This is a genomic window from Kocuria rosea (assembly GCF_023715525.1).
Classification (GTDB): domain Bacteria; phylum Actinomycetota; class Actinomycetes; order Actinomycetales; family Micrococcaceae; genus Kocuria; species Kocuria rosea_A.
Map to the genome: position 1 here is coordinate 67,384 of NZ_JAMBOG010000013.1, position 25,441 is coordinate 92,824.

Genomic DNA, 25,441 nt, shown 5'->3' on the forward strand with positions numbered 1-25,441 from the left:
GCCGGCGCCCCGGGCCCGGCGCCCCGGTCTGGAAGAATGGGCGCCACCATGACCCAGCTGCTCGATCCCTCCGCGATCCACCCTGCCGCCCTCGACCTGGGGCGGCAGTTCGCCGCCGCCGGCCACGACCTCTCCCTCGTGGGGGGGCCCGTGCGCGACCTCTTCCTCGACCGCCCCGCCCTGGACCTCGACTTCACGACCGACGCGACCCCGGACCAGACCCTCGCCGCCGTGAAGGGGTGGGCGGACGCGGTGTGGGAGATCGGCCGGGACTTCGGCACCATCGGGATGCGCAAGGGCGACGTCCAGCTCGAGGTGACCACCTACCGGGCGGAGGCCTACGACGCCGACTCCCGCAAGCCGGTCGTGGCGTTCGGCGACTCCCTCGAGGACGACCTGTTCCGCCGGGACTTCACGATCAACGCGATGGCCCTGCGGCTGCCCTCCCTGGAGCTGGTGGACCCCCACGGGGGGATCAGGGACCTGCACGCGCGGGTGCTGCGCACCCCCGGGACGCCGGAGGACTCCTTCTCCGACGACCCCCTGCGGATGATGCGGGCCGCGCGCTTCGCCGCCCAGCTCGACGTCGAGGTGGCGCCCGAGGTGCAGGCCGCCATGACGGACATGGCCGGCCGGATCGGGATCGTCTCCGCCGAGCGGGTGCGCGACGAGCTCGTGAAGCTGGTCTGCGGGCGCCGCCCCCGGCGGGGCGTGGACCTGCTCGTGGCCACCGGGCTGGCCGGGATCGTGCTGCCGGAGGTCCCGGCGCTGCAGCTCGAGGTCGACGAGCACCACCGGCACAAGGACGTCTACCAGCACTCCCTGACCGTCCTGGAGCAGGCGGCCGCCCTCGAGACGGGCGCCGACGGGCCCGTACCGGGCCCGGACTTCGCCCTGCGCTTCGCCGCGCTGATGCACGACGTCGGCAAGCCGGCGACCCGGCGCTTCGAGGACTCGGGGGCCGTGAGCTTCCGCCACCACGAGGCCGTGGGCGCCAAGCTCACGGCCCGGCGGATGCGGGCCCTGCGCTTCGACAACGACACGATCAAGACGGTCAGCCGGCTCGTGGAGCTGCACATGCGCTTCTACGGCTACGGGGACGCCGGCTGGACCGACTCCGCCGTGCGCCGCTACGTGCGGGACGCCGGGCCCGTCCTGGAGCGCCTCCACCGGCTGACCCGGGCGGACGTCACGTCCCGCAACAAGCGCAAGGTGGCCCGGCTGGCCGCCGCCTACGACGACCTCGAGCAGCGGATCGCGGAGCTGTCCGAGCAGGAGGAGCTCGCCGCCGTGCGCCCCGAGCTGGACGGCCAGCAGATCATGGCCGTCCTCGGCGTCCCGCCGGGGCCCGTCGTCGGCCAGGCGTACAAGTTCCTCCTGGACCTGCGCCTGGACGAGGGGGAGCTGGGCCCGGAGGAGGCCGAACGACGGCTGCGGGCGTGGGCCGCGGAGACGCTGTGAGCGTCCGCCTCGGCACGGCACCGGCGGAGCCGGCCCCGGCGGGGGAGCACCCCGGCCGGAGGCCCGGGTCCGCCCCCGTGCGGGGGCTCGGCCCGTGGGTGCTCGCCGGGTTCGCCCTCCACACGGCGCTGCTGGCGTACGTCGTCAAGCTCCCGTGCCGCCTGACGTCCTGGGATCCCCCGGGCACGTTCCAGACCCTGTGCTACTCCGACCTCCCCACCCTGTATGCCTCCACGGGCATGGCCGAGGGACGGTTCCCCTACCTGGATCCCGGGGCGCTGCTGGAGTACCCGGTGCTGCAGACGGTCGTGGCCTCCGCCACGGGCGTCGTGGCGCACGCCCTGTCCGGCACGGCCAGTGAAAATGCTTCGCAGGGAATATATTTTGACGTCAATGCGCTGCTCCTCGCCGGCGTGTGGGTGGCCGTCGTGCTCGTCCTCGGCCGGATGCTGGGGCGCCCGGGGCCGGCCGTCCTCGCCGCCCTCGCCCCCGCCGTCGTGGTGACCGGGTTCGTCAACTGGGACCTATGGCCCGTCCTGTGCACCGTCCTCGCCCTGCTCGCCCTCCGCCGCTCCCGGTGGCTGGTGGGCGGGGCGCTGCTGGGCGTCGGCACGGCCTTCAAGCTCTTCCCCTTCCTGGTCCTGGGCGCGCTGATCGTCCTGGCGATCCGGCGCCGCGAGGCCGGTCCGGCGCTGCTCGCCGCCGCCGGCGCGGCCGGGGCGTGGGCGGCCGTCAACGTCCCGGCCGCCCTGGCCGACCCGGTGCAGTGGGGCTACTTCTGGCGCTTCAGCCAGGACCGCGGAGCCGGCTTCTCGTCCGTGTGGCACTGGTGGAACGGGATGGCCGTGCCGCGGCTCGGCGCGCAGCCGCTGTCCGCGGAGCAGGTCAACGTCCTCGCCCTCGGCGCCTTCGCCCTGGCGTGCGCGCTGGTCCTCGTGCTGGGTCTGGTCGCGCGGGAGGAGCCACGGCTGGAGCAGCTGGCGTTCCTGGTGCTCGCCGCGTTCGTGCTGACCAACAAGGTGTACTCGCCGCAGTTCGTGCTCTGGCTCGTGCCCCTGGTCCTGCTGGCCCGCCCCCGCACCGTGGAGTTCGTCGTGTGGCAGGTGGTCGAGGTGTTCCACTGGGCCGCCGTGTTCAGCTGGCTCGGCCGGGCCTCGGCCGGGCTGCCGGGGACGGAGACGGCCGAGGACGTCTACTTCCTGGCGGTGGCCCTGCACACGCTCGCGGTGGGGTATCTGGTGGTGCGGGTCGCGGCGGACGTCCTGCACGGACGACGGGAGACACGATGACCCTCCAGGCGATCCGGACGCGGGGCGGCAGCGCGCTGCTGCTCGGAGGACTGGTCCTGTACGCGGTGGCGATGGCGTGGCTGCTGCGGCTGCCCTGCCGGGTGGCGGACGGGACCGCGCGCTTCCCCGGGCTGTGCGCCGCCCCGCCCGCCCCCGCCGCCGGGGGAGGGCTCCTCACCGGGGGTCCCGCGGGGGAGGCGCCGGCGCTCGTCGGGATGGTCACCACGGTCGTCGGCTGGTTCACCACCAACCTCTCCGCGCTGCTCGGCCTGGACGCGGAGCAGGGCGTGCTCGCGCAGCTGCCCGTGCTGCTGCTGGTCCTCGTGTGGGCCGCCACGGTCGGGGCCGTGCTGCGCTCCACCGGACGGCGGACGGAGGCGCTGGTCATGGCGGTGGCCCCCGCCGTGCTGCTCGCCGGCTTCGGCACCTGGGACCTGTGGGCCGTGCTGTTCATGACGCTGGCGCTGCTCGGCCACGACCGCGGCCACGGTGCGGCGGCGGGCGTGCTCCTGGGCCTCGGCGCCTCCGTGGCCCTGTTCCCCGTGGCCGTGCTCCTCGCCGTCCTGCTCCTGGCGGCCCGCCACCGGCAGTTCCGGGACTTCCTGCGGGTGCTCCTGGGCGCCGTGCTCACCTGGGCGCTGGTCAACGGCCCCTCCGTCCTCACGGCGTGGGAGCGCTGGACGGCCGGCCTCGCCGCGATGGCGCAGCGGCCCGTCGAGGAGTCCTCGCTCTGGGGGACGTGGTCCCGGACCGCCTCGGCGGTGACCGGGGCGCCCCCCGCCCCGGCGGGGGAGCACGTGCTGCCCGCCCTCGCCCTGGGTCTCGTGGCGGTGCTCGTGCTCACGCTCGTGGCCCGCCAGGAGCCGGACGCGGCGCAGGTGGCCTTCCTCGTCCTGGCCGTGTTCGTGCTCCTGGGCCCCCGGTACTCGCTGGTCCAGGTGCTGTGGCTGACGCCCCTCGTGGTCCTCTCGCGGCAGCGCTGGCCGGAGTTCGCGGCCTGGCAGCTCGTCGAGCTGCTGCACTGGGTGCTCCGCGCCCCGCCCGAGCAGACGTGGCCGGCGCTCGGGGGGGCCGTCCCGGGTGCGCAGGACCTTCTCGGCGTGCTGCGCGTGCTGTTCCTGGCCTGTCTCGTGGTGGTGGTGGCGGTCGACGTCCTGCGCGGGCGCGGGATCGGCGCCGGCCGGTGACGGGCCGCCACGGCTCGCGGACCCGGCGGCGCCGGGCGGTCCCGCCCCTCCCGTAGGGTCGGAGACGGCCGGATACGACGAGTGCTCGGGAGGAGCGCCGGTGATCGAGATCGAGAACCTGACCAAGACCTACGGTGACAGGACGGCGGTGGACGACGTCAGCTTCACCGTGCGGCCCGGCCGGGTCACGGGGTTCCTCGGGCCCAACGGGGCGGGGAAGTCGACCACGATGCGCCTCGTCGTCGGCCTGGAGTCCGCCACCCGCGGGCACACCCGCGTCAACGGCCGGCCGTACGCCGAGCACCGCGCGCCGCTGGCGGAGGTCGGCGTCCTGCTCGACGCGAAGGCCGTCCACCCCAAGCGCACCGCGCGCGCGCACCTCGGCGCGCTCGCCGCGACCCACGGCATCCCGCGGTCCCGCGTGCAGGAGGTCGTCGACCTCACCGGCCTCGGGGCCGCCGCCGACAAGCGGGTCGGCGGCTACTCCCTCGGCATGGGCCAGCGGCTCGGGATCGCGGCGGCCCTGCTCGGCGACCCGCAGACCGTCATCCTCGACGAGCCCGTCAACGGGCTCGACCCCGAGGGGGTCGTGTGGGTCCGCCACCTCGCCCGCCACCTCGCCGGGGAGGGCCGCACGGTCTTCCTCTCCTCCCACCTCATGTCCGAGATGGCCCAGACCGCCGACCACCTCGTCGTCATCGGCCGGGGCCGGATCCTCGCGGACGCCCCCATCGACCGGGTCCTCGCCGGGGGCCGCACCCGCACCCGTGTGCGCACGACCGACCGCGACGGCCTGCGCCTCGCCCTGCGCGGCGCGGGGGCGGAGATCGCGCCGTTCGACGCCGACGGCGCCGTCGTCACCGGGCCCGAGCCGCGGCGCATCGCCGAGGCCGCCCTGGCCGCCGGGGTGCTGCTCTACGAGCTCACCCCCCTGACGGAGACCCTCGAGGACGTGTACATGGCCATGACGCAGAACGAGGTGGAGTACCGCTCCGGGGCCGGCGCCGGGCCCGCCCCGGCCGACCCCGCGCCCTGGGCGCGCACCGCCGCACCGAACGGAGACCGAGCATGAGCACCAGCACGCCGACCGCCCACCGCCCGGGGCCCGTCCCCGGCCCCACCGGGCCGGGCCGGGCCCCGGCGCGGCCCCGGCTGAGCTTCGGGGGCGTCCTGGGCTCCGAGTGGATCAAGTTCCGCTCGCTGCGCTCGCACTGGATCCTGCTGGGCGTGTCCCTGGTCCTCACCCTGGGCTTCGCCGCCCTCGGGGCGTGGAGCACCCTGACGGTCATCGACATGAACGAGCAGGCGGCCCGGGACGCGGTCGAGCAGAGCCTCGACGGCCGCTCCCCGGAGGAGCTGGGGCTCACCGAGGAGCAGGTCCAGCAGCGCCAGGACGAGCTGGTCGCCCAGTCCGAGCGGGACATGGCCGAGGCCTCCGAGCTGAGCCTGCCCGACGGCATGGGCTTCGGCGAGTACCTGGCGATGGCCAGCGCCAACGGCGGGCTGGAACTGGTCGTGCTCCTCGTGGGCGCGCTCGCCGTGCTGACGATCGGCTCGGAGTACTCCACCGGGTCGATCCGGACCACCATGACCGCGGTGCCGCGGCGCACGCCCGTGCTGGTCGCCAAGGCCCTGGTGCTCTCCGGGGTGACCTTCCTCTTCGGCGTGCTCGGCGCCTTCCTGTGCCACCTGCTCGTGCAGCCGATCCTCGCCGCCGAGGACCTCGGCTACGACGTGTGGCGCGAGGCCGTGCTGCTCAACGTCCTGGCGGTGGGCCTCTTCTACATGATCACGGCGTGGCTGGGCTTCGGCCTCGGGGCTCTGCTGAAGTCCACGGTGGCCGGGGTCGTGGTGCTGGTGGTGGTCCTGTTCGTGCTGCGCATCGTGCTGTTCGCCCTCAACTTCGAGTGGCTGGACGACGTCAAGCCCTACGCGCCGGCGGAGGCCGGCCTCGGCCTGACCACGATGTACCAGGCGTCGGACGCCGTGCTCGACCACGTCCAGTCCGGGCTGGTCTACGGCGCGTGGGGCCTCCTGCTCGTGCTCGCCGGCGTGCTCGTCACCCGGAGGCGCGCCCTCTAGCGGTCCTCCCGGCGGTGGACCGGCCCCGGCCCTACGATGGGCTGGCGGACCGGCGCGCGGTGCCGCCGGGCCCGCGCGGGCCCGCCGACGGGACGGACCGGGGGGAGCTGCTGTGCCGGTGCCACCGGGGCGGGCCATCACGGGGGACCTCACCCCCGAGGAGTCCCGCAGACTGCGCCGGAGCCTGCAGCGCTGGCTCGTGGTGGTCGTCGTGCTGGTCGCCGCGCTCACCTCGGTCGTCAACTGGATCTTCGTGGACCGCGAGCCCCAGGACCCGGTGGAGACCTGGCTGGAGGGCCTCCAGGCCGGGCGTTCGCGGCAGCTGCTGTCCCGGGCGGAGGCCGTCGTGGCGGACCCGGCCCTGGGCGTCTTCCCCAACCGCGTCTACCGCGGCGCCGCCGGGCGGCTCGGCGGCCACGAGGTCCTGGCGGTGGATCAGCAGGGCGCCCGGGCCGAGGTCTCGGCGCGCGTGTGGTGGGACGACCCCGGCGGCGGGCGCCGCGAGGAGGTCCACCGCTACCGGGTGCACCAGGTGCGCCTGACGGGGCCCTTCAACGACCAGTGGGAGCTCGACTCGCTGGACGCCGCGCCCCTGGCCGTGCACCTGCCGGCCCCCCTGGACGAGCTGTCCGTCAACGGGGAGAGCGTCGACCTCGACGCCGGGGACCGCGAGCCCGACCCCCGGGGACCCGGGGGAACGTGGCGCTTCGAGGCGCTCCCGGGGGAGTACGCGATCGGCCTGCCGGGGGACTCGTACTACGAGGTGGCCGATCCCCTGGCGCCCGTGACCATGGCGTTCCGCGACCCGCGGCCGGCCGCTGTGGAGCTGCGCCCGGCCCCGTCGCCGCGGATGTGGCAGGAGACCGAGGACCGGATCCGCGCCTGGCTCGAGGAGTGCATGGCGGCGGAGGAGCTGGCCCCCGAGCGGTGCCCCTCCTCCCGGCGCTCCACCGGCACGGAGCCCACCGACGTCGAGTGGCGGCTGCTCTCGCGGCCGGCCCTGGTGCTCACCGCGGATCCCGGGGACCCCCTGCGCTGGAACGCCGGCCGGCACCGACCGGCCGTGGCCCGGCTCAGCTACCGGGAGAACGGCGAGCGCGTCGTGGAGCGGGTCGAGTTCCCCGTCCGCGCCACCGTGCGCTCCACGGGAGGCAGCGCCGAGATCAGCGTGGGACCGCCGGCGGCCGAAGGCTGAGCCCACCGCCTCCGGATCACCGGGCGGCGGCGCCGAGCGGCTGCGCCCGCTCGCCGTCCGCCCCCGGCCGGGCCCCCGCCCGGCGGGCCCACCGGCGCCCGGCGACGCCCAGCAGGCGCTGGGACAGGGCCCAGTAGGCCACGCCCGCGGCGAGCGAGGCGGCCACGGCCAGGGCGGGGCTGACGGGGACGAGGCCGGGATAGACCAGCCAGTGGGTGAGGTAGATGCACAGGGACGCGCCGGCCAGCCGGCCCGTCAGCCGCCGCAGGCCGGCGGGCACGGGGAGGGCCGGCACCCACAGGAGCAGCAGGACGCCGGCGGCCACGGTGGCCTCCCGCGCCGTGCTGTCGAAGTAGCCGGGGACGCTGAGCAGGGTCACGGCCGACACGGCGCACCGCTGCAGCACCGTCCGCGAGCGCGCGGCCGCCCAGCCGAGGGCGAAGAGCCAGAACACCGGCGCGGGCTTGGGCAGGCCCGGGTCCACGAGGTCGTAGCGGCTGAGCAGCCCCACGAGGGTCAGCGCCAGCGGGAAGGCCCACGGGAGACGCCGCTCGGCGCGGTCCGCCCAGGGCACGGCCATGAGCGCCGTCACGGCGACGAGGACGTAGACGAGCATCTCGACGAACCAGAAGTGCCACTGGGACGTCAGCTCCTGCGGGCCCACCATGCCGTTGAGCAGCACGACGTTGGCGAGGGTGTAGTCGTCGGTGAGCAGGTGCGCGAGGCCGATGAACGCCACGGAGGGCACCACGACCCGCCCGAGGCTGCGCAGCTGGCGGCGCAGCCTCGGGCGCCGCGGCCCGGAGAGCTGGAAGCGGGCGAAGTTGTACCCGGCCACCGCGAAGAGCACGTGCGCGGTGTGCCAGGTGAAGAGCCCGGCGTGGGTGCTCACGATGCACACGATCGCCACGGCCCGCAGCACGATGCTGGTCTCGAGGAACGCGGCGAGGCGCCGCGGGCGGCGGGCGGGCCGGGGCGCCAGGTCGCGGACGGGGGTGAGGTGCCAGTCCGCGGGCAGGTGCCCGAGGGCCTGCTCCAGCCGCACGGACGCCGCCACGTAGGACAGCGAGTCCCCGTCGAGCGAGACGAACGTGGAGTCGTCGTCGACGTCGGGCCGGTCGAGCACCTCGGCGAAGATCCGCCTGACGTCCTCGGGGCCCTCGGCCGGGCCCTGCCGGGGTGCCGGGGCGGCGGGGGGCGCCGGGGCGAGCGCGAGCACGCCCGGGTAGTCGATCTTGCCGGTGGCCAGGCGCGGCAGGGCGCCGACGGCGTGCACCTGCAGCGCCGCCCGCGGCAGGCCGATGCTCTCGGCCACCGTCTTGAGCAGCAGGCCGGCCTCGTGCTCGCCCTCGACGGCCACGACCAGGCGGTCGTCCGAGCCGGCGGCGGCCGCGGTCACGCCGAGGTCGGCGAGGAGCCGCTCGACCTGCCCGAGGTCGATGCGCAGGCCCACGATCTTGACGAACCGGCTGCGCCGCCCGACGACCTCGTAGAGACCGCTGGGGTGCTGCCGGGCGAGGTCGCCGGTGCGCAGCTCCTCGATCTCCCGCCCGGCGGCGAGGTCGGCGGGGCTCCGGGCGTAGCCGAGCATGACGTTGGGGCCGCAGTAGACCAGCTCGCCGTCCGCCGATCCCTCCACCGGGTCGATGCGGAAGGCGCCGCCGGGCACCGGCACGCCGATGGTCCCGGGGTGGGCCGCGGCCAGGTCCGGGGGCAGGTAGGCCATCCGGGCGGTGGCCTCGGTCGCCCCGTACATCACGAACAGCTCCCAGCCGCGCCGTCCGCCGAGCTCGGCCCAGCGGCGCACCTTCTCGGGGCCCAGCCGGCCGCCGGCCTGGGTGACGTAGCGCAGGTGCGGGAGGTCCATGTCCGCGAACCCCACGCGCTCGAGCAGCTCGAAGGTGTAGGGCACGGCCGCGAAGGACGTCGCGCGGTGCTCCCGGAACAGCTCCCAGAAGCAGGGGTCGACGACGGAGAGGTCCGTCAGGACCAGCCCCGCCCCGCGCAGCAGGTGGCTGTTGACCACCGACAACCCGTAGCAGTAGTGCATCGGCAGCGTGGTGGCGGCGCGGTCCTCGAGGCCGATGCCCAGGTACCGGGCGATGGCCTCCGCGTTGGACTGCAGGTTCTCGGGGGAGAGCCGCACGAGCTTGGGCGAGCCGGTGGAGCCGGACGTGCTCAGCAGCAGGGCGAGGTCGGGGTGCAGGTCGTGGCGGGTGCCGGGCCGACGCTCCTCCAGTACGGGGGCCCCGGCCCCGGAGCGCACGACGACGTCCGGGTCGTAGGCCGCCACGAGCGAGTCCAGGGCGGCCGGCTTGTCCGCGGGGACCAGCAGCAGCGGGTGCCCGGCGGCCAGGGCCGCGAGGTAGGCGACGAGGGAGTCGAGGTCGTTGGCCGCGGCCAGCACCACCAGGCGGCGCTCCGTGCCGAGGCGCTCGGCGACGTCGTCCACGCGCCGGGCCAGTTCCCGGTAGCTCAGGACCAGGTCGTCGGTCAGGACGGCGGGCCGGTCCCCGTGGCGGGCGAGCTCCGCGGCGAAGGAGACGCGCGCGAGGTCGGGTTGCGTGGTCACTGCGCCACCATAGAGGAATCCATTAGCTCAGGAAAGTCTTCCCTAATTCGTGCGACATGGGAGAAGATCAGCCGGACGCGCCCGTGGCGGCCGCCGGCGGGGAGGTGACCGCCGTGTCGCCGATGAGCAGCGTCGGGGTGGTGCCCGCCGCCACCGTCACCGTCACCGCGGTGCCGACGGGAAGGCGCACGTTGTGGGGCTGCCAGGAGCGCAGCGTGCGGCCGGAGGCCAGCCGCACGTGGTGGAGCACGAACGCGCCGTGGTACTCCACCGCGGACACCCGGGCCGTGGCGCCGGGGTCGGGGTCCAGGGCCACCTCGTGGGGCCGGAGGACCACGTCGACGTCCACGTCGCTGCCGCCCCAGCCCGGGACCGTGGAGACGACCCCGATCTCGCAGGTCAGCAGGGCGCGGTGGACGTGCGCCGGGAGGAAGTCCGCGTCGCCCATGAAGGAGGCGACGAACCGCGTGGCCGGCTGCTCGAAGACCTTCTCCGGCACGTCGGCCTGCTCGATGACGCCGTCGCGCATGACGACGACGCGGTGGCCCACGGACAGCGCCTCGGTCTGGTCGTGGGTGACCAGCACCCCGGTGGTCCCCGTCTCCCGCAGGGTCGCGACGGTGTCCCGGCGCACCTGCGCCCGGAGCGACTCGTCCAGGCTGGAGAACGGCTCGTCCAGGAGCACGACGGCCGGGCGGGGGGCGAGCGCGCGGGCCAGGGCCACGCGCTGCTGCTCGCCCCCGGAGAGCTCGTGGGGATAGCGGCCGGCGAGGTGGCCCAGCCGCACGAGGTCCAGGACCTCGCCCACCCGGGCCCGGCGGGCGGCGCGGGAGAGCCCGTCGAGGCCGAACGCCACGTTCTTCGCCACCGTCAGGTGCGGGAAGAGGGCGTGATCCTGGAACACCAGCCCCACCCGGCGCCGCTCCGGTTCCTGGAAGCGGCGCCCGTCCGCCACCACCTCCCCGGCGATGCGGATGGTCCCCTCGTCGGGGCGCTCGAGGCCGGCGATGAGCCGCAGCGTCGTCGACTTGCCGCAACCGGAGGGACCGATCAGCGTCACCAGCTCCCCGGGCCCGGCCGTCAGCTCCAGCGCGCTCGCCCCGACCACGGCGCCGTAGCGCTTGGTGACCCCGTCCAGGACCAGCGCGGGCGGGGTGCCGTCCGCTCGGAGGGCGCGCCGCGCGCTCGCCGCCTGCACGCTCATCGGCCCGCCTTCCCGGGCAGATCGGCCGCACGGGCCTGGCGGACGAGGAAGAACACAGGCACCACCGCGGCGGCGACGATCACGAGCGCGGGCAGGGCGGCCTTCTCCCAGAAGTTCTCGCGGGCGAGCTCGTAGACCCACACGGAGACCGTGGTGAACCCGAAGGGGCGCAGCAGCAGCACGATGGGCAGCTCCTTCACCGCGTCGATCAGCACGAGCACCAGGGCCACCGCCGCTCCCGGCCGGACCAGCGGGAGGTGCACCCGGGCCAGGATCCGGAGGGGTCCGGCGCCGAGGCTCAGCGCCGACCAGGTCAGGGTGGGGGAGATCTTGGCGAAGCTCGCGTCCACCGCCTGGTAGGCCGGCGCGAGGAAGCGCACCACGTAGGCGTAGAGGATGCCGAGCACCGACCCGGTCACGAGCAGGCCCGTCCCCCCGGGGACGCCGGCCCGTTCGAGCAGGGCGTCGAGGCCGGCGAAGGCGATGAGCACGCCGATCCCCACCACGGCCCCCGGGACGGCGTAGCCGAAGGTCGTCAGCTGCGCGGCGGACGTCACGAGGCGGCCACCGCCCATCCGCACCCCGTGCCCGATCGCGAGGGAGAGCGCCGCGCACGCCGCGGCGGCGACCGCGGCGACCACCGCGCTGTTGACGAGGTACTGGACGAACCGGGGGTCCGCGAGGGAGGCGGGGTCGCCGACCGCCTCGCCGACGGCCCACACGAGCAGCTGGAGGACGGGGACCAGGAAGCCGGCGGCCAGGGCCGCGGCGCCGAGCAGGGTCGCCCCCCACCCCCGCCACCCCGTGAGCCGCTCCGGCTGCAGCCCCTGGCCGCGCCCGCCCCTCTGGTGGAACCGCGCCCGGCCCCGGAACGCGCGCTCGCCGGCCAGCACGGCGACGGCAAAGAGCAGCACGAGCACGGCCAGCTGGGTGGCGGAGTGGAAGTCGAAGGTGCCCTTCCAGACCAGGTAGACGCCCACGGAGACCGTGTTCACGTTGAAGTACTGCACCGTGGCGAAGTCGGTGAGCGTCTCCATCATCACCAGGGACAGCCCTGCCGCCAGCGAGGGCCGGGCCAGCGGCAGCAGCACGCGCCACAGCGCGCGGGTCCGGCCGGCGCCCAGCGTGCGCGCCGCGTCGTAGGTGCCCGCCGCCTGCTCGACCAGCGCGGCCCGCGCCAGGAGGTAGACGTAGGGGTACAGCGTCAGGGACAGGACCAGGATCGCCCCGGGCAGGGACCGCACCTCGGGGACCCACACGTCGGCGCCGAGCGCGGCGCGCAGGCCCGACTGCACCGGTCCGGCGACGTCGAAGACGGACAGGAACACGAAGCCGAGGATGTACCCGGGCATGGCCAGGGGCAGGACCAGCAGCCACACCAGCGCGTCCCGCAGGGGGAAGCGGTAGGCCGTGACCAGCCACGCCAGCCCCCCGCCCACCACGAGCGTGCCGGCGCCGACGCCGAGCATCAGCACCAGCGTGGTGAGCACCATCTGCCCGATCCCGCGCGGCAGCCCGCCCTCGCCCAGGCTGCCGAGGCCGTCGACGACCACCGCAAGCACGGGCGTCGTGACGAGCACGGCCGCGAGGACGACGAGGGCCGACCACGCCGGGCGGCCGGTGCCGGGGGCCCGGCGCGACCGGCGTGGTCGGGGCCGCGGATCGGCGAGGACCGCGGCCTCGCTCACCGGTATCCGGCCTCGGCCAGCAGGTCGATGGCCTCGGCGTTGAGGTCGCCGTACGCCTGCGCGTTCAGCGGCATCCGCTGGAACTCGCCGAACTGCGCGATCGTGGGTTCGGGGGTCACCGAGGGGTTCACCGGGAACTCGTGGTTGGCGTCGACGAAGGCGTTCTGGCCGTCGGTGGCCAGCCACTCGACGAGCCGCTGGGCGTCCTCGGCGTTGTCGGAGCCGGCAACCACGCCGGCCCCGGAGATGTTGACGTGCGTGCCGGCGCCGTCCTGGCTGGCCCAGAAGAGGTCGACGTTCAGCTCGGGGTCCTCCGCGAGCTTGCGGGCGAGGTAGTAGTGGTTGTTGATCCCCACGTCGCAGGTGCCCGCGTCGATCGCCTCGAGCAGCAGCATGTCGTTGCTCATGATCTGCACGTCGTTGGCGACCCAGCCCTCGACGATCTCGAGGGCCCGCTCCCGCCCGTGCAGGTCGATCAGGCTCGCCACGAGGGACTGGGTGTAGGAGGAGGTGGCGTCGCGCATGCACAGCCGGCCCTTCCACTGCGGATCGGCCAGACCGGCGTAGGTGTCCTGGGTGTCGAACGCGGCGGTGTCGACGTTGTCCGGGTTGTAGGTCACCGTGCGGGCGCGCATCGCCAGGCCGTACCACCGTCCCTCGGCGTCGCGCAGGTCCTCCGGCACGGCCTCCTCGAGAGCCGCCGAGGTCACCGGCGCCAGCTCGTCCTGCCGGGCGGCGTTCCAGAGATTGCCCGCGTCGACGGTCATGAACACGTCCGCCGGGGTGTCGTCGCCCTCGGCCTTGAGCCGCTCGAGGAGCTCGGCGTCGTCACCGCTGATGAACTCCACGGTCACCCCGGTCTCCTCGGTGAACTGCCCGAAGGCGCCCTCGAGGTCGTAGTGCCGGGCGGAGTAGATCTGCAGGTCCGCGGGCTCCTGGCCCGCGCCGAGCACCCCGCAGCCGGAGACCGTGGCTGCCAGGGCCGTGAGGGCTCCGGTGGTGGCGAACAGGTGACGACGGCGCATTCGGGCCTCTCCTCACGCACGGCGATCGGGGACCGCACGGTGATCATTTGACAAGAAAAGCGTAGCCTAATTGCCGGGGGCGACGAGTCGTGCCCGGGCCGTGCTCCGTCGCCGCGCCGGGGGTCGTGCCCGCGCCCCCCGGGAGGCCCGCGCCGTCCGGCGCCGCGGCCGGAAGCCCTACCAGGAGCAGCCATGCCGGAAGAGTCCCCGATCACCGCCCGCAACGCCCCCGACCGCCGACGCTACGAGCTCGTGGACGCCGGCGCGGTCGTCGCCCAGTGCGACTACCTGCCGTTCGGCACCGCCGCCGGGCCGCAGCGGAACCTCCACCACACCACCGTGGACGAGTCCTATGGAGGGCAGGGCCTGGGCGGGCGGCTGGCCCGCTTCGCCGTGGAGGGCACCATCGACGCCGGACTGCAGATCGTGCCCGTGTGCCCGTTCATCAAGGCGTGGCTGGGCCGGCACCCCGAGTACGACGCCCACGTGGCGCCGGTGCGCCCCGAACACCTCGCGGCGGTGCCCCCGGGGTCCGGGCGCCCGGAATAGCGCCGCGGCGGGCGTCGTTGGAACCGGTGCGGGCGTTCCCCCGGGACCGTCCCCTTCCGATCTCCCTCCGTTCCCCGTCCGTCCCGAAAGGACCTGCGTGGCCCCCGAGCCCGAGTACTACCGTCCCGTCCCCCTCCAGGGCGACCCCGCCCGCGCCGGGCACTCCGGCGCGCCCTACGGGTTCCCGCCCGGGCGCGGCGGGTACGGCCCGCCGGTGCCCCCGCGGCCCGTGGTGAACCTGGTGGGCGGGAAGTCGGTGCTGCTGGCCTACGTCCTGTGGTTCCTCCTGGGCTGGCTGGGGGCGCACAAGTTCTACCTGCGCCAGCCGATCTGGGGCCTGGTCTACCTGGTCCTGGGGGGCCTCGGGTGGTCCCTGGCCGGGATCGGCGTGGGCTTCCTCTTCCTCGTCCCCTGGTCCCTGCTGATGCTCGTGGACGTCATCACCATGCCGTTCCGCACGGCGCTCGTGAACGCGTCCATCGCCCGCAGCGCCTACCGGTACTGAGCGCCCCGACCGGTCCGTTGGGCCGGGCACCCCAGATGTAGTAGTGTTGGAAAGTCTGTGTGCCCGCCGCCCGACGTGCGGTGCCGGCGCGCGGACGACGCACAGAACCTCCTGCTGCGGAAGGACCGCAGCCGCTCAGCCCGAAGGAGGTGGGTTCGAACATGCGTGAATACGAACTGATGGTGATCATCAACCCCGAGGTCGAGGACCGCGCCGTGGAGCCGACTCTCAAGAAGTTCCTCGAGGTCGTCACCAAGGACAACGGCACCGTCGACACCGTCGACATCTGGGGCCGCCGTCGCCTCGCCTACGAGATCCAGAAGAAGTCCGAGGGCATCTACGCGGTGGTCCGCTTCACCGCGACCCCGCAGACCGCCCAGGAGCTCGACCGCGTCCTGAACCTCAACGAGGCCATCATGCGCACCAAGATCATCCGCCCGGAAGAGCAGAAGATCTCCGCCGAGTAAGGACTTCACAGCGCACGCCGCGGGTACCCGTCCGGGTGCGCCGGTGAGATGCTGAGAATCCCCAGCACGTCCTGTACGACCGCGAACTTTTCTGACCCGGGAGGTCCACATGGCTGGTGACACCGTCATCACCGTAATCGGCAACCTGACCGCTGACCCCGAGCTGCGCTTCACCCCGTCGGGTGCGGCCGTGGCCAACTTCACCGTTGCGTCCACGCCCCGCACCTTCGACCGCCAGTCCAACGAGTGGAAGGACGGGGAGACCCTGTTCCTGCGCTGCTCCGTGTGGCGCGAGGCGGCCGAGAACGTGGCGGAGTCCCTGCAGAAGGGCATGCGCGTCATCGTCCAGGGTCGGCTCAAGTCGCGCTCGTACGAGACCAAGGAAGGCGAGCGGCGCACCGTCACGGAGCTCGACGTCGACGAGGTCGGTCCCTCCCTGCGCTACGCGTCCGCCAAGGTCAACCGCAACGCCCGCTCCGGCGGGCAGGGCGGCGGCTTCGGCGGCGGCGGGCAGGGCGGCGGCTTCGGCGGCGGTGCCCCGCAGGGCGGCGGCGGATTCGGGGGCGACTCCGGCTTCGGCGGCGGCCAACAGGGCGGCGGCTTCGGCCAGGGCGGTCGCGGCGGTGCCCGCCCGGCCGCGGCGCCGCAGGCAGCACCCCAGAGCGACCCCTGGAGCCAGTCCTCCGGCGGGAACTACGACTGGGGCGGCGGCCAGGACGACGAACCGCCGTTCTAGGCCTTCCCTCTTCCACCACAACATCCCATCCCGCGGTGACAAGCCGCGGGCTCCACTTGAAGAACAAGGAGCACCACGATGGCCAAGGCTGAGCTTCGCAAGCCCAAACCAAAGCAGAACCCGCTCAAGGCGGCCAAAGTCACCGAGATCGACTACAAGGACGTTGCGCTGCTGCGCAAGTTCATCTCTGACCGCGGCAAGATCCGTGCCCGCCGTGTCACCGGTGTGACCGTGCAGGAGCAGCGCAAGATCGCCCTGGCGATCAAGAACGCCCGCGAGGTCGCGCTGCTGCCCTACTCCGGCGCCGGCCGCTGATCAGAGAGGACAGATACTCATGGCAAAGATCATCCTGACGACCGAGGTCACCGGCCTCGGCGCAGCCGGTGACGTGGTCGAGGTCAAGAACGGGTACGCCCGCAACTACCTCTTCCCGCGCGGCTTCGCCACCCCGTGGACCCGCGGCGGCGAGAAGCAGATCGAGAGCATCAAGGCCGCCCGTGCGGCCCGCGAGGTCGCCTCGCTCGAGGACGCCCAGGCCCTGGCCCAGAAGCTGACCTCCGCGACGGTGACCATCCCGGTCAAGGCCGGCGCCGAGGGCCGTCTCTTCGGCACCGTCAAGGCCGAGGACGTCGCCCACGCCGTCGAGGCCGCCGGCCTCGGCTCGGTGGACAAGCGCAAGGTCGAGCTGACCCAGCACATCAAGACCACCGGTGTGTACCAGGCCTCCGTGCGCCTGCACGAGGACGTCAACGCGAACGTCGAGTTCGAGGTCGTCCCCGCCTGATCGGCCCTGCCGAGACGACGAGGCCCCCGCGGTGCGCCGCGGGGGCCTCTTCCGTGTCCGGGAACGGGCCGGCGGGGGCGGGTCAGCGGGGGCGGAGGGCCTCCACGACGACGTCGAGCACGGTCTCGCCGGTGCGGACTTCCTCGGCGCGCTGCAGGTCCAGGTCCTTGCCCTCCAGCACGGCCACCGTCTGCGCGAGCGTGGGACGGGGCACGGTGGGGGGGCGGGCCCTGGGCGCTGCCGGGGGCGTGGGTGATCCACAGCAACCGGCCGCCGGGCACGAGCCACTCGGCGGCCCGGCGCAGCAGCGAGAGGTCGTGCTGGAAGTACGCGGCCACGACCAGGTCGAAGCGCTCGGGAACGACGGCCGGGCCTGCCGCCTGCTCCTGCGCCGGGCTCCAGGTGCGCAGGTCGGCCACCAGGGCCCGGCCCGGCAGTCCGCGCTCGGCCAGGGCCTCGGTGACGATCCGCACGGCGGTGGGGGAGAAGTCCACGGCCGTGGGGTCGTGGCCGGCGAGCGCGAGCGCCAGGGTGTGGCGGCCGGCGCCCGCGCCCAGGTCCAGGGCCGTCGGGGTCCGTCCGGCGCGCTCACCGGTGAGGCGGTCCAGGAGGGCGGCGACCTCCGGGTGCGGCCGGGTGCCGTCCGGGGAGCTCGCCCCGGAGGCGTAGCGGTCCTCCCACATCGCCTGCGTCTCGTCCACGGGTCCTCCTGGGCCGGTCGTTCAGGACCCCGTCAGGAAGCGCCGGGGCGTCGTCGAGAGCCCCGGGGGACAATGGGCTCATGCCGTCCCCGCTCGCCCGTGTCACCCCGTCCGCCCTGCTCCTCGCAGGCCTGGCCTGCCTGCTCTTCACGGTACTGGCTTTCGTCGTCGCCTTCGTGGGCGGCAACGCGGGCGGCGCGCAGACGGCCATGACCGTCTTCGTCGTGGGCCTGGTCGCGTCCGCGGTGGCCGCGTCCGTGACGGCGCTGGTGGCGATCGCCGGGATGATCGCCTTCCCCTCCCACCGGGGGCGCAACGTGGTGCTGCTCGTCCTGGCGGTCCTGTGCAACCCGCTGCTGTGGCTGGCGCTGCTCGCGTCGGTGGCCTGAGCCCGCCGCCCGACCGCCCTGTCCCGCTCGCGGCAGGCTCTGCGCCCACGCCTGTGCTGTGGATGACACAAGAGGGCCACGGCGGGCTCCTGCACAGGGTGTGCATCCACATCGCCCCTTGTCAAAGCCGAGATCATGAGGGCTTGTGGAGAACTTTCCACAGAGTTTCCCCCAGCCTGTGCACAGTCGTCCACGGCGTTTTCCACCGGTTGTCCACAGGCGTGGACCGACGGTGTGGACGGGGTGCTCTGCAAGACCACCGGGCACCAGGACGGGACCCCGGGCGTCACGCGCGCCGGGCCCCGGAGCGTCGCGCTACGCTCGGAGCACCCGGTGGATGCGCGGCCCCCGTGCGGCGCCGCACTCCCGGGTGACGGCGCCCGGAAGGAGCGGCGAATGGCTCGACCGACGCGCGTGGCGCTGGCCCTGGGCAGCGGCGGCGCCCGCGGCTACGCGCACATCGGCGTGCTCCAGGTGCTGCAGGAGCGGGGCTACGAGATCGGCACGGTCGCGGGCAGCTCGATGGGCGCCCTCGTGGGGGGCGTGTACGCCGCCGGGCGCCTCGAGGACTACACCGCGTGGGCGCTGTCCCTGACGCAGCGGGACGTGTTCCGGCTGCTGGACCCCTCGCCCTCGGCGCCCGGGGTGATCCGTGCGGAGAAGATCATGGCCAAGGTCCGCGAGCTGCTCGACGGCGTCCTCATCGAGGACCTGCCCGTTCCCTTCACCGCGGTCGCCACCGACCTGCTCGCGCGCAAGGAGGTGTGGTTCCAGGAGGGCCCGGTGGACGCCGCCATCCGGGCGTCGATCGCCCTGCCGAGCATCATCACCCCGGTGATGATCAACGGCCGGCTGCTCGCCGACGGCGGGATCATGAACCCCGTGCCCATCGCCGCGACCGTCGCCACCCACACGGACGTGACCGTCGCCGTCTCGCTCTCCGGCGAGCAGCCCCTGACCGAGGGTCGGGTGCCCACCCAGGAGACGGCGGCGCCGCGGCCCGCGGAGGAGTGGGCGGAACGGTTCCGGCGCAGCGCCAACGTGGTCCTGGACCGGGAGCTGGCCCGCAGCTTCCTCGACCGGGTGGCCGAGACCCGCGGCCGCGGCGGGACCCGGGGATCCCGGCCGGCGGCGGACGCCCCGCTCCCGCAGCTCCCGGCCCAGCAGCCCCCCGAGGAGCTGCTCGAGGAGGCCTTCGGCACGCTGCCGCCGGGGCTGCGCACCCTCGACGTCATGCAGCTGTCCCTCGAGGTGCTGCAGAGCATGGTCCTGCGCTACCGGCTGGCCGGCTACCCGCCGGACCTGCTCATCACGATCCCCAAGCGCTCGGGACGGCTCCTGGACTTCCACCGGGCCGCGGAACTCGTCGAACTCGGCCGCCGGCGGGCCGAGGAGGCGCTGGAGCGCGCCGACGAGTTCCCGCCCCCGCAGCCGGGGACGGCTCCCGGGACCTGACCCGCCCCGTCCGGCCCGCTCACCGCTCCCGCAGCACCGCCTCCACCGTGCGCGCAAGGTCCAGCAGCACGGCGTCGGAGCGCGGCACCCCGGCGAGCTCCAAACCCACGGGCAGGCCCTCGGCGGTGCGGCCCGCCGGGATGCTGATGCCCGGGGTGCCGAGCACCCCGGCCAAGTCGGCGTGGCCGGTGACGGTCGCGGACGTGGGCGCGCGGCGGCCGGCGAGCTCCCCGCTCCCGTCGTCGCCCACGGGCCGGGCCGTCAGGGGGGACGCAGGATGCACCAGCGCCGTGACCCCCGCTGCCTCCAGCGCCCCGGTGTACAGGCGCAGGGCGGAGCGGCGGTCCTCCAGGGCGGTCCGGTAGTCGTCGACGGCGGCGCGGAAGACCTCGGCCAGTCCCCACAGGCGCCGCACGGCCGGGCTGGTGAGGCCGTCCCGGACCGCGGCGAGGGTGTGGCCGGTGCCGGCGTCGTGCAGGTACGACTCCAGGTCCGGCAGGAACTCGTGCAGGGCGATGGCCATGCCGGCCGGCGCCGCGAGCTCGTGGGCTCCCCGGAGGTCCACGTCCACGAGCTCCGCCCCCGCCGCCTCGAGCGCTCGCAGGGCCGCGCCGAGGATCGTGTCGACGCCCGGCTCGAGGTCCCGCGTGAACAGCCCGGGGACCCCCAGCCGCACGCCGCGCAGCGCGCCACCGCCCTCGTCGTCGAGCTCGATCCGCCGCGCGGGGGGAGACCCGCGGGGATGCTCCCCGGCGAGCAGGGCGTCGAGGAGGACGACGTCGTCCACGGTCCGCGCCATGGGCCCGGCCGTGTCCCGGGAGTGGGCGAGCGGCAGCAGCCCCGACGCCGGGTAGCGGCCCAGCGTGGGCCGGAACCCCACGATCCCGCAGAGCGCGGCGGGCACGCGCGCGCCGCCCCCGGTGTCGGCGGCGACCGCAGCCGGGGCCAGGCCCACCGCCACGGCCACGGCCGACCCGCTGCCGGCGCCCAGGGCGGGGTCCGCCGGGTGGCGGGCCGGGCCGGAGGAGCCGTTCCGGGCGGTGCTGCCGAGGGACAGCTCGTGCAGGGTGGTCTTCACGGGCAACAGGGCCCCGGCCTCCCGCAGACGGTCCACCACGGGGGCGTCGCGGTCCACGACGTTGTGCTCGAGCGCCCGGGTGCCGCCCGTGGTGGGGAAGCCGGCGACGTCCACGACGTCCGTGACCGCCAGCGGGATCCCGGTGAGCGGGCCCTCGGTCTCGTGCCGGTCCAGGGCGTGGGCGCAGGCCCGGGCGAGCTCGGGATCGGCGCTGAGCACCGCGCCCAGCCGCTCGGCCACCGGCAGCCGCTCCAGCAGGGCCTCGAGGTGCTCCACATGGCTGATCCGCCCCGCCACGAGCTCCCGCCGCGTGGTCCGGATGTCCCACGAGCAGGGTCCGCTGAGGCCTGTGTCGAGAGTCATGGCTCATCGTGCCCACGGAGGACGGGGAGCGGCAAGCGGTGTCCGCGACCGGTGCGAGAATGGAGGGGCTGCCCGGTCGGTGGGGCGGCGTCGTCGTAGTTGTGCGTGCCCGTGCCCCCGCACGGTGCGCGGGGGAGAGGTGTACACGTGTCGGAGCACTCGTCCGGGAACGACCGGGAGTTCGGGCGGACCCCGCCGCAGGACAACGTGGCGGAGCAGTCCGTGCTCGGCGGGATGATGCTGTCCAAGGACGCGATCGCGGACGTGGTCGAGGTGCTGCGCGGCGTGGACTTCTACAAGCCGGCGCACGAGTCCATCTACGAGGCGATCATCTCCCTCTACGGCCGGGGCGAGCCGGCCGACGCCATCACGGTGTCCGACGAGCTGACCAAGCGCGGCGAGATCGAGCGGGTCGGCGGGCCGGCCTACCTGCACACCCTCATCTCCTCGGTGCCCACCGCGGCCAACGCCGGGTTCTACGCGGAGATCGTGCGCGAGCGCGGCGTGCTGCGCCGTCTCGTGGAGGCCGGGACCAAGATCGTGCAGCTGGGCTACAGCGCCGACGGCGAGGTCGACGACATCGTCAACGAGGCGCAGGCCGAGATCTACCAGGTGGCCGAGCGGCGCTCCTCCGAGGACTACACGGTGCTCAAGGAGGTCGTCGAGGCCACGGTCGACGAGATCGAGGCCGCCGGCACCCAGGGCGAGGGCATGCGCGGCGTGCCCACCGGGTTCATCGAGCTCGACGAACTGACCCAGGGCTTCCAGGGCGGTCAGATGATCGTCATCGCGGCGCGCCCGGCGATGGGCAAGGCGCTCGCGCTCGACACCGCTGTCCCCACGCCCACGGGATGGACCACCATGGGTGAGATCCAGGTGGGCGACGAGGTCATCGCCGCGGACGGCACCCCGTCCCGTGTGGTGGCGGCGACCGAGGTCATGACCGAGCGGCCGTGCTATCGCGTGACCTTCGATGACGGCTCCGAGATCGTCGCGGACGAGCAGCACCAATGGCTCACCGCCACCGCCGACTCATCCGCCGTGCGCACGACCGAGGAGATCCTGGTATCCATGCTGGGGGGCGAGGAGCACGTCGTCGCCAATGCCCCCGCCATTGAGCACCCTGACGCCGATTACGAGCCAGCAGGGCGGCGCAGGGTTACCGCGATCGACCCGATCGAGTCGGTGCCCGTGCGATGCATCGAGGTCGACCACCCGTCACACCTGTACCTGGCAGGTCCGACGTTCATCCCGACGCACAACTCGACCCTGGCCCTCGACGTGGCGCGGTCCGCGGCGATCAAGCACAACATGACCACGGTCATCTTCTCCCTGGAAATGAGCCGCAACGAGATCGCCATGCGCCTGCTCTCCGCGGAGGCCACCCTCAACATGCAGGATCTGCGCAAGGGGCGCCTGCAGGACGAGCAGTGGGCCAAGATCGCGACCACGATGGGCAAGATGGACTCCGCGCCGCTGTTCATCGACGACTCCCCGAACATGTCCCTCATGGAGATCCGGGCGAAGTGCCGCCGGCTCAAGCAGAAGCACGACCTCAAGCTCGTGGTCCTCGACTACCTGCAGCTGATGAGCTCCGGCAAGAAGGTCGAGTCCCGCCAGCAGGAGGTCTCGGAGTTCTCCCGTGCCCTGAAGCTGCTGGCCAAGGAGCTCGAGGTCCCCGTCATCGCCCTGTCGCAGCTGAACCGTGGCTCGGAGCAGCGCCAGGACAAGAAGCCGATGGTGTCGGACCTGCGCGAGTCGGGCTGTCTCACCGCGGACACACGGATCCTCCGCTCGGACACCGGCGCCGAGGTCACCATGGGCGAGCTGTTCGAGTCCGGAGCGAAGGACGTCCCGGTGTGGTCACTGGGCGACGACATGCGCTATGCCGAGCGTACGCTGACCCACGTCTTTTCCACCGGGGTCAAGCCGGTCTACCGCCTCACCCTGGCGTCCGGGAAGACGATCCGAGCGACGGCGAACCACCCGTTCTTCACCTACCGCGGCTGGAAGCCGCTGGGCGAGCTGTCGGTGGGAGACCGGCTCGGCGTTCCGCGGCACACCGACGGTCCGACGCGACGGACGGAGTGGGACGATGCGCAGGTCATCATGCTGGCGCACCTCCTGGGGGACGGATCCTTCGTGAAGGGTCAGCCATTGCGCTATGCATCCGTGGACGAGGACAACCTCAAGACCGTCACCAAGGCCGCAAAGTTCTTCGGTATCACGGCCGAGCGGGATGAGTACGCGGTGGCGCGGTGCACTTCCTTGCGCCTGCCTGCGCCGTTCCACCTCACGCACGGCAAGCGGAACCCCATCGCCGAGTGGTTGGACGACCAGGGTCTCTTCGGCTGCCGAAGCCACGAGAAGTTCGTACCGCAGTCGGTGTTCGCTCTGTCGAAAAGGCAGATCGCCCTTTTCCTCCACCACATCTGGGCTACTGACGGATCGGTCACGACCAACAAGGACCAGAACGGTGGACGCATCTATTTCGCCTCGACGTCTCGCCGTATGCTCGACGACCTCAGCCGGCTGTTGCTTCGTTTCGGCATTTCTGCGCGCATCCGCCCGACGACGCCCAAGGCGCAGTACCGCCCTGGCTACACGCTCGACATCTCCGGTGCGGAGGACCAGCTGCGATTCCTTCGAGAGATCGGAGTGCACGGCGACCGGGCGATCAACTGTGCCAAGTTGCTGGGCATTCTGGAGACGAAGACCGGGAATCCCAACGTCGACACGGTTCCTACCGACGTCTGGACAGACGTGAAGGGCATCCTGAAGGACAAGGGCATCACGCATCGCGACTTCCAGGCGTCCATGGGAAGTGAGTACTGCGGAAGTGCGTACTACAAGGCGGCGCCCTCGCGCCAACGTCTGGCGCGTATCGCGGCCACCCTTGAATCGGCAGAACTCGAACTCATGGCGGTCAACGACCTCCTGTGGGACAGCGTGGCGTCCATCGAGCACGAGAGCGAAGAGGAAGTGTTCGACGCCACGGTGCTCGGCAGTCACAACTTCATCGCCAACGGCATCACCGTCCACAACTCGATCGAGCAGGACGCCGACATGGTCATCCTGCTGCACCGCGACGACGTCTACGACAAGGAGTCGCCGCGCGCGGGCGAGGCCGACGTGATCGTGGCGAAGCACCGCAACGGTCCCACCAAGACGATCGTGGTGGCGTTCCAAGGCCACTACTCCCGCTTCGCGAACATGGCGCACGAAGGGCTCTAAGCTGCAACCACAGCGCCAAAGGGTCCGCAGGCCGTGCACCGGAAGCGAACGCCGCCACGCAACCGGCCGACTGCTGTCAGCCGTTGCCCGGCGGGACCTACCTGATGATGCGTCAGGCCTTCCGCGGACGCCGGCGGGCCCAGGGGCGTTCGATGGCCCAGTGGATTCCCACGGTGTGAAAGGTCCGAGCCCACCGGCGCCTGATCTGGGCCAGGCCGTACAGACACCGAGGGGACACGCCGACCCGCAGACGCCCGTCGTAGCGGATGCTCCACTGCGGACCGAGCCAAAAGCTCAACTCGAGATCGTCGTGCACTTCGGGGTCGGAGCGCTCCACCACAGTGCGGACCTCCTGCCAGGCCGAGCGGCGGAGCGCCATGTTCGATCCCCACAGCGGTGGGTGTCCCAGCACGAGGCGCATGCCCCACAGGTAGGAGTGCCGCCAGACGGGGCTGAGGACGGCACTCCACAGACGGGGAAGGTCGTAGAAATACCCGGTGCCCACCAGAGCACCCAGGGACGGATCCGTGGCGAAGGCCTGCTGGATGCGCTCAAGCCAGTCGGGCGGTGGAGCCGAATCGGCGTCGCACCGGGCGATGACCGTCCCCACCGCGGCGTCGTAGCCGGCCGCGGCAGCCGCCGGGATGCCGGGCACCTGTACGGCAAGGACCGTGGCGCCGTATCGGGCGGCGACCTGCGCGCTGCCGTCCCGGGAGTCGTTGTCCACCACCACGATCTCCGCCGGTGGCAGGGTCTGCTGCCGTATCAGCTGCAGGCACCGCGCCAGCACCACCGCGTCGTCCTTGACTGGAACGACAACCGACAGCGACAGTTCAGCAGCCATGCCGGCGCACCCGGGGACAACCGGGGGGCCTCTCCGGCCGCGGGCCCGAGCCCGCGCCGATCGACACGCTCCGCGATGAACCACTTCTCCTCGCCAACACCGACGACCCACCCCCTGCGGTCACCCGACCGGCCCCGTCCCACGCGACGGCCTGGGCCGACCATGCGGTGCGATTGTCCCGCTTTGGCAGGGGAACAGGGAATGGGCTAAGCTAGCGAAGTTGCCTCGGGGGTCGAGAGATCGCCCGGGACAGCAGCCAGATCCGGCACATCCCCTCCTGACGTTCCGTCAAACTGACGACCGCTGCGCGGTTGGCACGCTTTGGCAGAAATTAGGAAATGGGATAAGCTCAAGAAGTTGCCCAGGGGGTCGAGAGACCACCCGGGACAGCAGCCGAATCCGGCAGATCCCCTCCCGACGTTCCGTCGAGCCGACCACCGCTGCGCGGTGACGGGCTCTTGCAAGGAACTGGTGGAAGAGGTAATGTAGATGAGCCGGTTCAGCCGGGCCGCGAGGAATCGTGGTGCTGGGCGGTTTCTTTTCTTCGAGTTCTGGGCCTTGGGGGTCTGGTTCTTGGTCTGTTGTTTGAGAACTCAATAGTGTGCCATGTTTGTTGATGCCAAATGTTTTGTT

The 25,441-nt window shown here is 73.1% G+C and carries 22 protein-coding genes and 1 pseudogene; 15 read left to right on the forward strand and 8 right to left on the reverse strand.

Annotated elements, in window-relative coordinates; translation table 11 throughout:
• Positions 1-48 precede the first annotated feature (48 nt).
• The 6 genes from M3185_RS10895 (at position 49) to M3185_RS10920 (ending at position 7,214) form a co-directional block, all read left to right on the forward strand.
• A complete protein-coding gene (locus M3185_RS10895; protein ID WP_251333694.1) occupies positions 49-1,461 on the forward strand; it encodes a CCA tRNA nucleotidyltransferase in 1,413 nt (470 codons plus the stop codon).
• Positions 1,458-2,750, forward strand: coding sequence for a glycosyltransferase family 87 protein (locus M3185_RS10900; protein ID WP_251333695.1), 1,293 nt, complete (start codon positions 1,458-1,460; stop codon positions 2,748-2,750). The genes M3185_RS10895 and M3185_RS10900 overlap by 4 nt, the downstream gene beginning before the upstream one ends.
• Positions 2,747-3,937: a glycosyltransferase 87 family protein gene (locus tag M3185_RS10905; protein ID WP_251333696.1), complete on the forward strand. Its 1,191-nt coding sequence runs from the start codon at positions 2,747-2,749 to the stop codon at positions 3,935-3,937. Before M3185_RS10900 ends, M3185_RS10905 begins: the two co-directional genes overlap by 4 nt.
• A 100-nt stretch (positions 3,938-4,037) precedes the next feature.
• Positions 4,038-5,009, forward strand: coding sequence for an ATP-binding cassette domain-containing protein (locus M3185_RS10910; RefSeq protein WP_251333697.1), 972 nt, complete (start codon positions 4,038-4,040; stop codon positions 5,007-5,009).
• Positions 5,006-6,019 carry an ABC transporter permease subunit gene (locus tag M3185_RS10915; RefSeq protein WP_251333698.1) on the forward strand — a complete coding sequence of 338 codons (1,014 nt, stop codon included), beginning with the start codon at positions 5,006-5,008 and terminating at the stop codon, positions 6,017-6,019. Before M3185_RS10910 ends, M3185_RS10915 begins: the two co-directional genes overlap by 4 nt.
• 112 nt (positions 6,020-6,131) lie before the next feature.
• Positions 6,132-7,214: a hypothetical protein gene (locus M3185_RS10920; RefSeq protein WP_251333699.1), complete on the forward strand. Its 1,083-nt coding sequence runs from the start codon at positions 6,132-6,134 to the stop codon at positions 7,212-7,214.
• A 16-nt stretch (positions 7,215-7,230) separates the two neighbouring features.
• Here M3185_RS10920 and M3185_RS10925 read toward each other — a convergent pair whose 3' ends face one another.
• The 4 genes from M3185_RS10925 to M3185_RS10940 all read right to left on the reverse strand — a co-directional run bounded on the left by M3185_RS10925 (position 7,231) and on the right by M3185_RS10940 (position 13,703).
• Positions 7,231-9,786, reverse strand: coding sequence for an AMP-binding protein (locus tag M3185_RS10925; protein ID WP_251333700.1), 2,556 nt, complete (start codon positions 9,784-9,786; stop codon positions 7,231-7,233).
• Positions 9,787-9,853: 67 nt separating this feature from the next.
• A complete protein-coding gene (locus M3185_RS10930) occupies positions 9,854-10,990 on the reverse strand; it encodes an ABC transporter ATP-binding protein (RefSeq protein ID WP_251333701.1) in 1,137 nt (378 codons plus the stop codon).
• Positions 10,987-12,678, reverse strand: a complete 1,692-nt coding sequence (locus tag M3185_RS10935) for an ABC transporter permease (protein WP_251333702.1) — start codon at positions 12,676-12,678, stop codon at positions 10,987-10,989. The genes M3185_RS10930 and M3185_RS10935 overlap by 4 nt, the downstream gene beginning before the upstream one ends.
• Positions 12,675-13,703: an extracellular solute-binding protein gene (locus tag M3185_RS10940; RefSeq protein WP_251333703.1), complete on the reverse strand. Its 1,029-nt coding sequence runs from the start codon at positions 13,701-13,703 to the stop codon at positions 12,675-12,677. The genes M3185_RS10935 and M3185_RS10940 overlap by 4 nt, the downstream gene beginning before the upstream one ends.
• A 192-nt stretch (positions 13,704-13,895) precedes the next feature.
• Here M3185_RS10940 and M3185_RS10945 point away from each other — a divergent pair, with 192 nt between their 5' ends.
• The 6 genes from M3185_RS10945 (at position 13,896) to rplI (ending at position 16,744) form a co-directional block, all read left to right on the forward strand.
• Positions 13,896-14,252 (forward strand): GNAT family N-acetyltransferase, encoded by a 357-nt coding sequence (locus M3185_RS10945; RefSeq protein ID WP_251333704.1) that lies wholly within the window; start codon positions 13,896-13,898, stop codon positions 14,250-14,252.
• Positions 14,253-14,349: 97 nt separating this feature from the next.
• Complete coding sequence (locus M3185_RS17400; RefSeq protein ID WP_251333705.1) at positions 14,350-14,757, forward strand: TM2 domain-containing protein; 408 nt, start codon at positions 14,350-14,352, stop codon at positions 14,755-14,757.
• Between the two features lie 161 nt (positions 14,758-14,918).
• On the forward strand, positions 14,919-15,224 hold the full coding sequence (gene rpsF, locus M3185_RS10955; RefSeq protein WP_251333706.1) for a 30S ribosomal protein S6: 306 nt from the start codon (positions 14,919-14,921) through the stop codon (positions 15,222-15,224).
• Positions 15,225-15,333: 109 nt separating this feature from the next.
• A complete protein-coding gene (locus M3185_RS10960) occupies positions 15,334-15,960 on the forward strand; it encodes a single-stranded DNA-binding protein (RefSeq protein WP_251333707.1) in 627 nt (208 codons plus the stop codon).
• A 78-nt stretch (positions 15,961-16,038) separates the two neighbouring features.
• The gene (gene rpsR, locus M3185_RS10965; RefSeq protein ID WP_017835048.1) at positions 16,039-16,275 is read left to right on the forward strand and encodes a 30S ribosomal protein S18; all 237 of its coding nucleotides are present in this window, start codon (positions 16,039-16,041) and stop codon (positions 16,273-16,275) included.
• 19 nt (positions 16,276-16,294) lie between these two features.
• Positions 16,295-16,744, forward strand: a complete 450-nt coding sequence (gene rplI / locus M3185_RS10970; protein WP_251333708.1) for a 50S ribosomal protein L9 — start codon at positions 16,295-16,297, stop codon at positions 16,742-16,744.
• An 82-nt stretch (positions 16,745-16,826) separates the two neighbouring features.
• Here rplI and M3185_RS17185 read toward each other — a convergent pair whose 3' ends face one another.
• Complete coding sequence (locus M3185_RS17185; RefSeq protein WP_285859759.1) at positions 16,827-16,958, reverse strand: hypothetical protein; 132 nt, start codon at positions 16,956-16,958, stop codon at positions 16,827-16,829.
• 58 nt (positions 16,959-17,016) lie between these two features.
• Positions 17,017-17,427, reverse strand: a pseudogene (locus tag M3185_RS17545) (class I SAM-dependent methyltransferase); the annotation flags it as partial.
• 98 nt (positions 17,428-17,525) lie between these two features.
• On the opposite strand from M3185_RS17545, the gene M3185_RS10975 reads away from it, so the two are divergent.
• A complete protein-coding gene (locus tag M3185_RS10975) occupies positions 17,526-17,834 on the forward strand; it encodes a hypothetical protein (protein ID WP_251333709.1) in 309 nt (102 codons plus the stop codon).
• Positions 17,835-18,230: 396 nt separating this feature from the next.
• Positions 18,231-19,289, forward strand: coding sequence for a patatin-like phospholipase family protein (locus tag M3185_RS10980; protein ID WP_251333710.1), 1,059 nt, complete (start codon positions 18,231-18,233; stop codon positions 19,287-19,289).
• A 19-nt stretch (positions 19,290-19,308) separates the two neighbouring features.
• On the opposite strand, the gene M3185_RS10985 is transcribed toward M3185_RS10980, so the two are convergent.
• Positions 19,309-20,730, reverse strand: a complete 1,422-nt coding sequence (locus M3185_RS10985; protein WP_251333711.1) for an amidase family protein — start codon at positions 20,728-20,730, stop codon at positions 19,309-19,311.
• 147 nt (positions 20,731-20,877) lie between these two features.
• On the opposite strand from M3185_RS10985, the gene M3185_RS10990 reads away from it, so the two are divergent.
• A complete protein-coding gene (locus tag M3185_RS10990; protein WP_251333712.1) occupies positions 20,878-23,964 on the forward strand; it encodes a replicative DNA helicase in 3,087 nt (1,028 codons plus the stop codon).
• A 112-nt stretch (positions 23,965-24,076) separates the two neighbouring features.
• Here the strand turns inward: M3185_RS10990 and M3185_RS10995 are convergent, their stop codons facing one another.
• On the reverse strand, positions 24,077-24,808 hold the full coding sequence (locus tag M3185_RS10995) for a glycosyltransferase (RefSeq protein ID WP_251333713.1): 732 nt from the start codon (positions 24,806-24,808) through the stop codon (positions 24,077-24,079).
• Positions 24,809-25,441 lie beyond the last annotated feature (633 nt).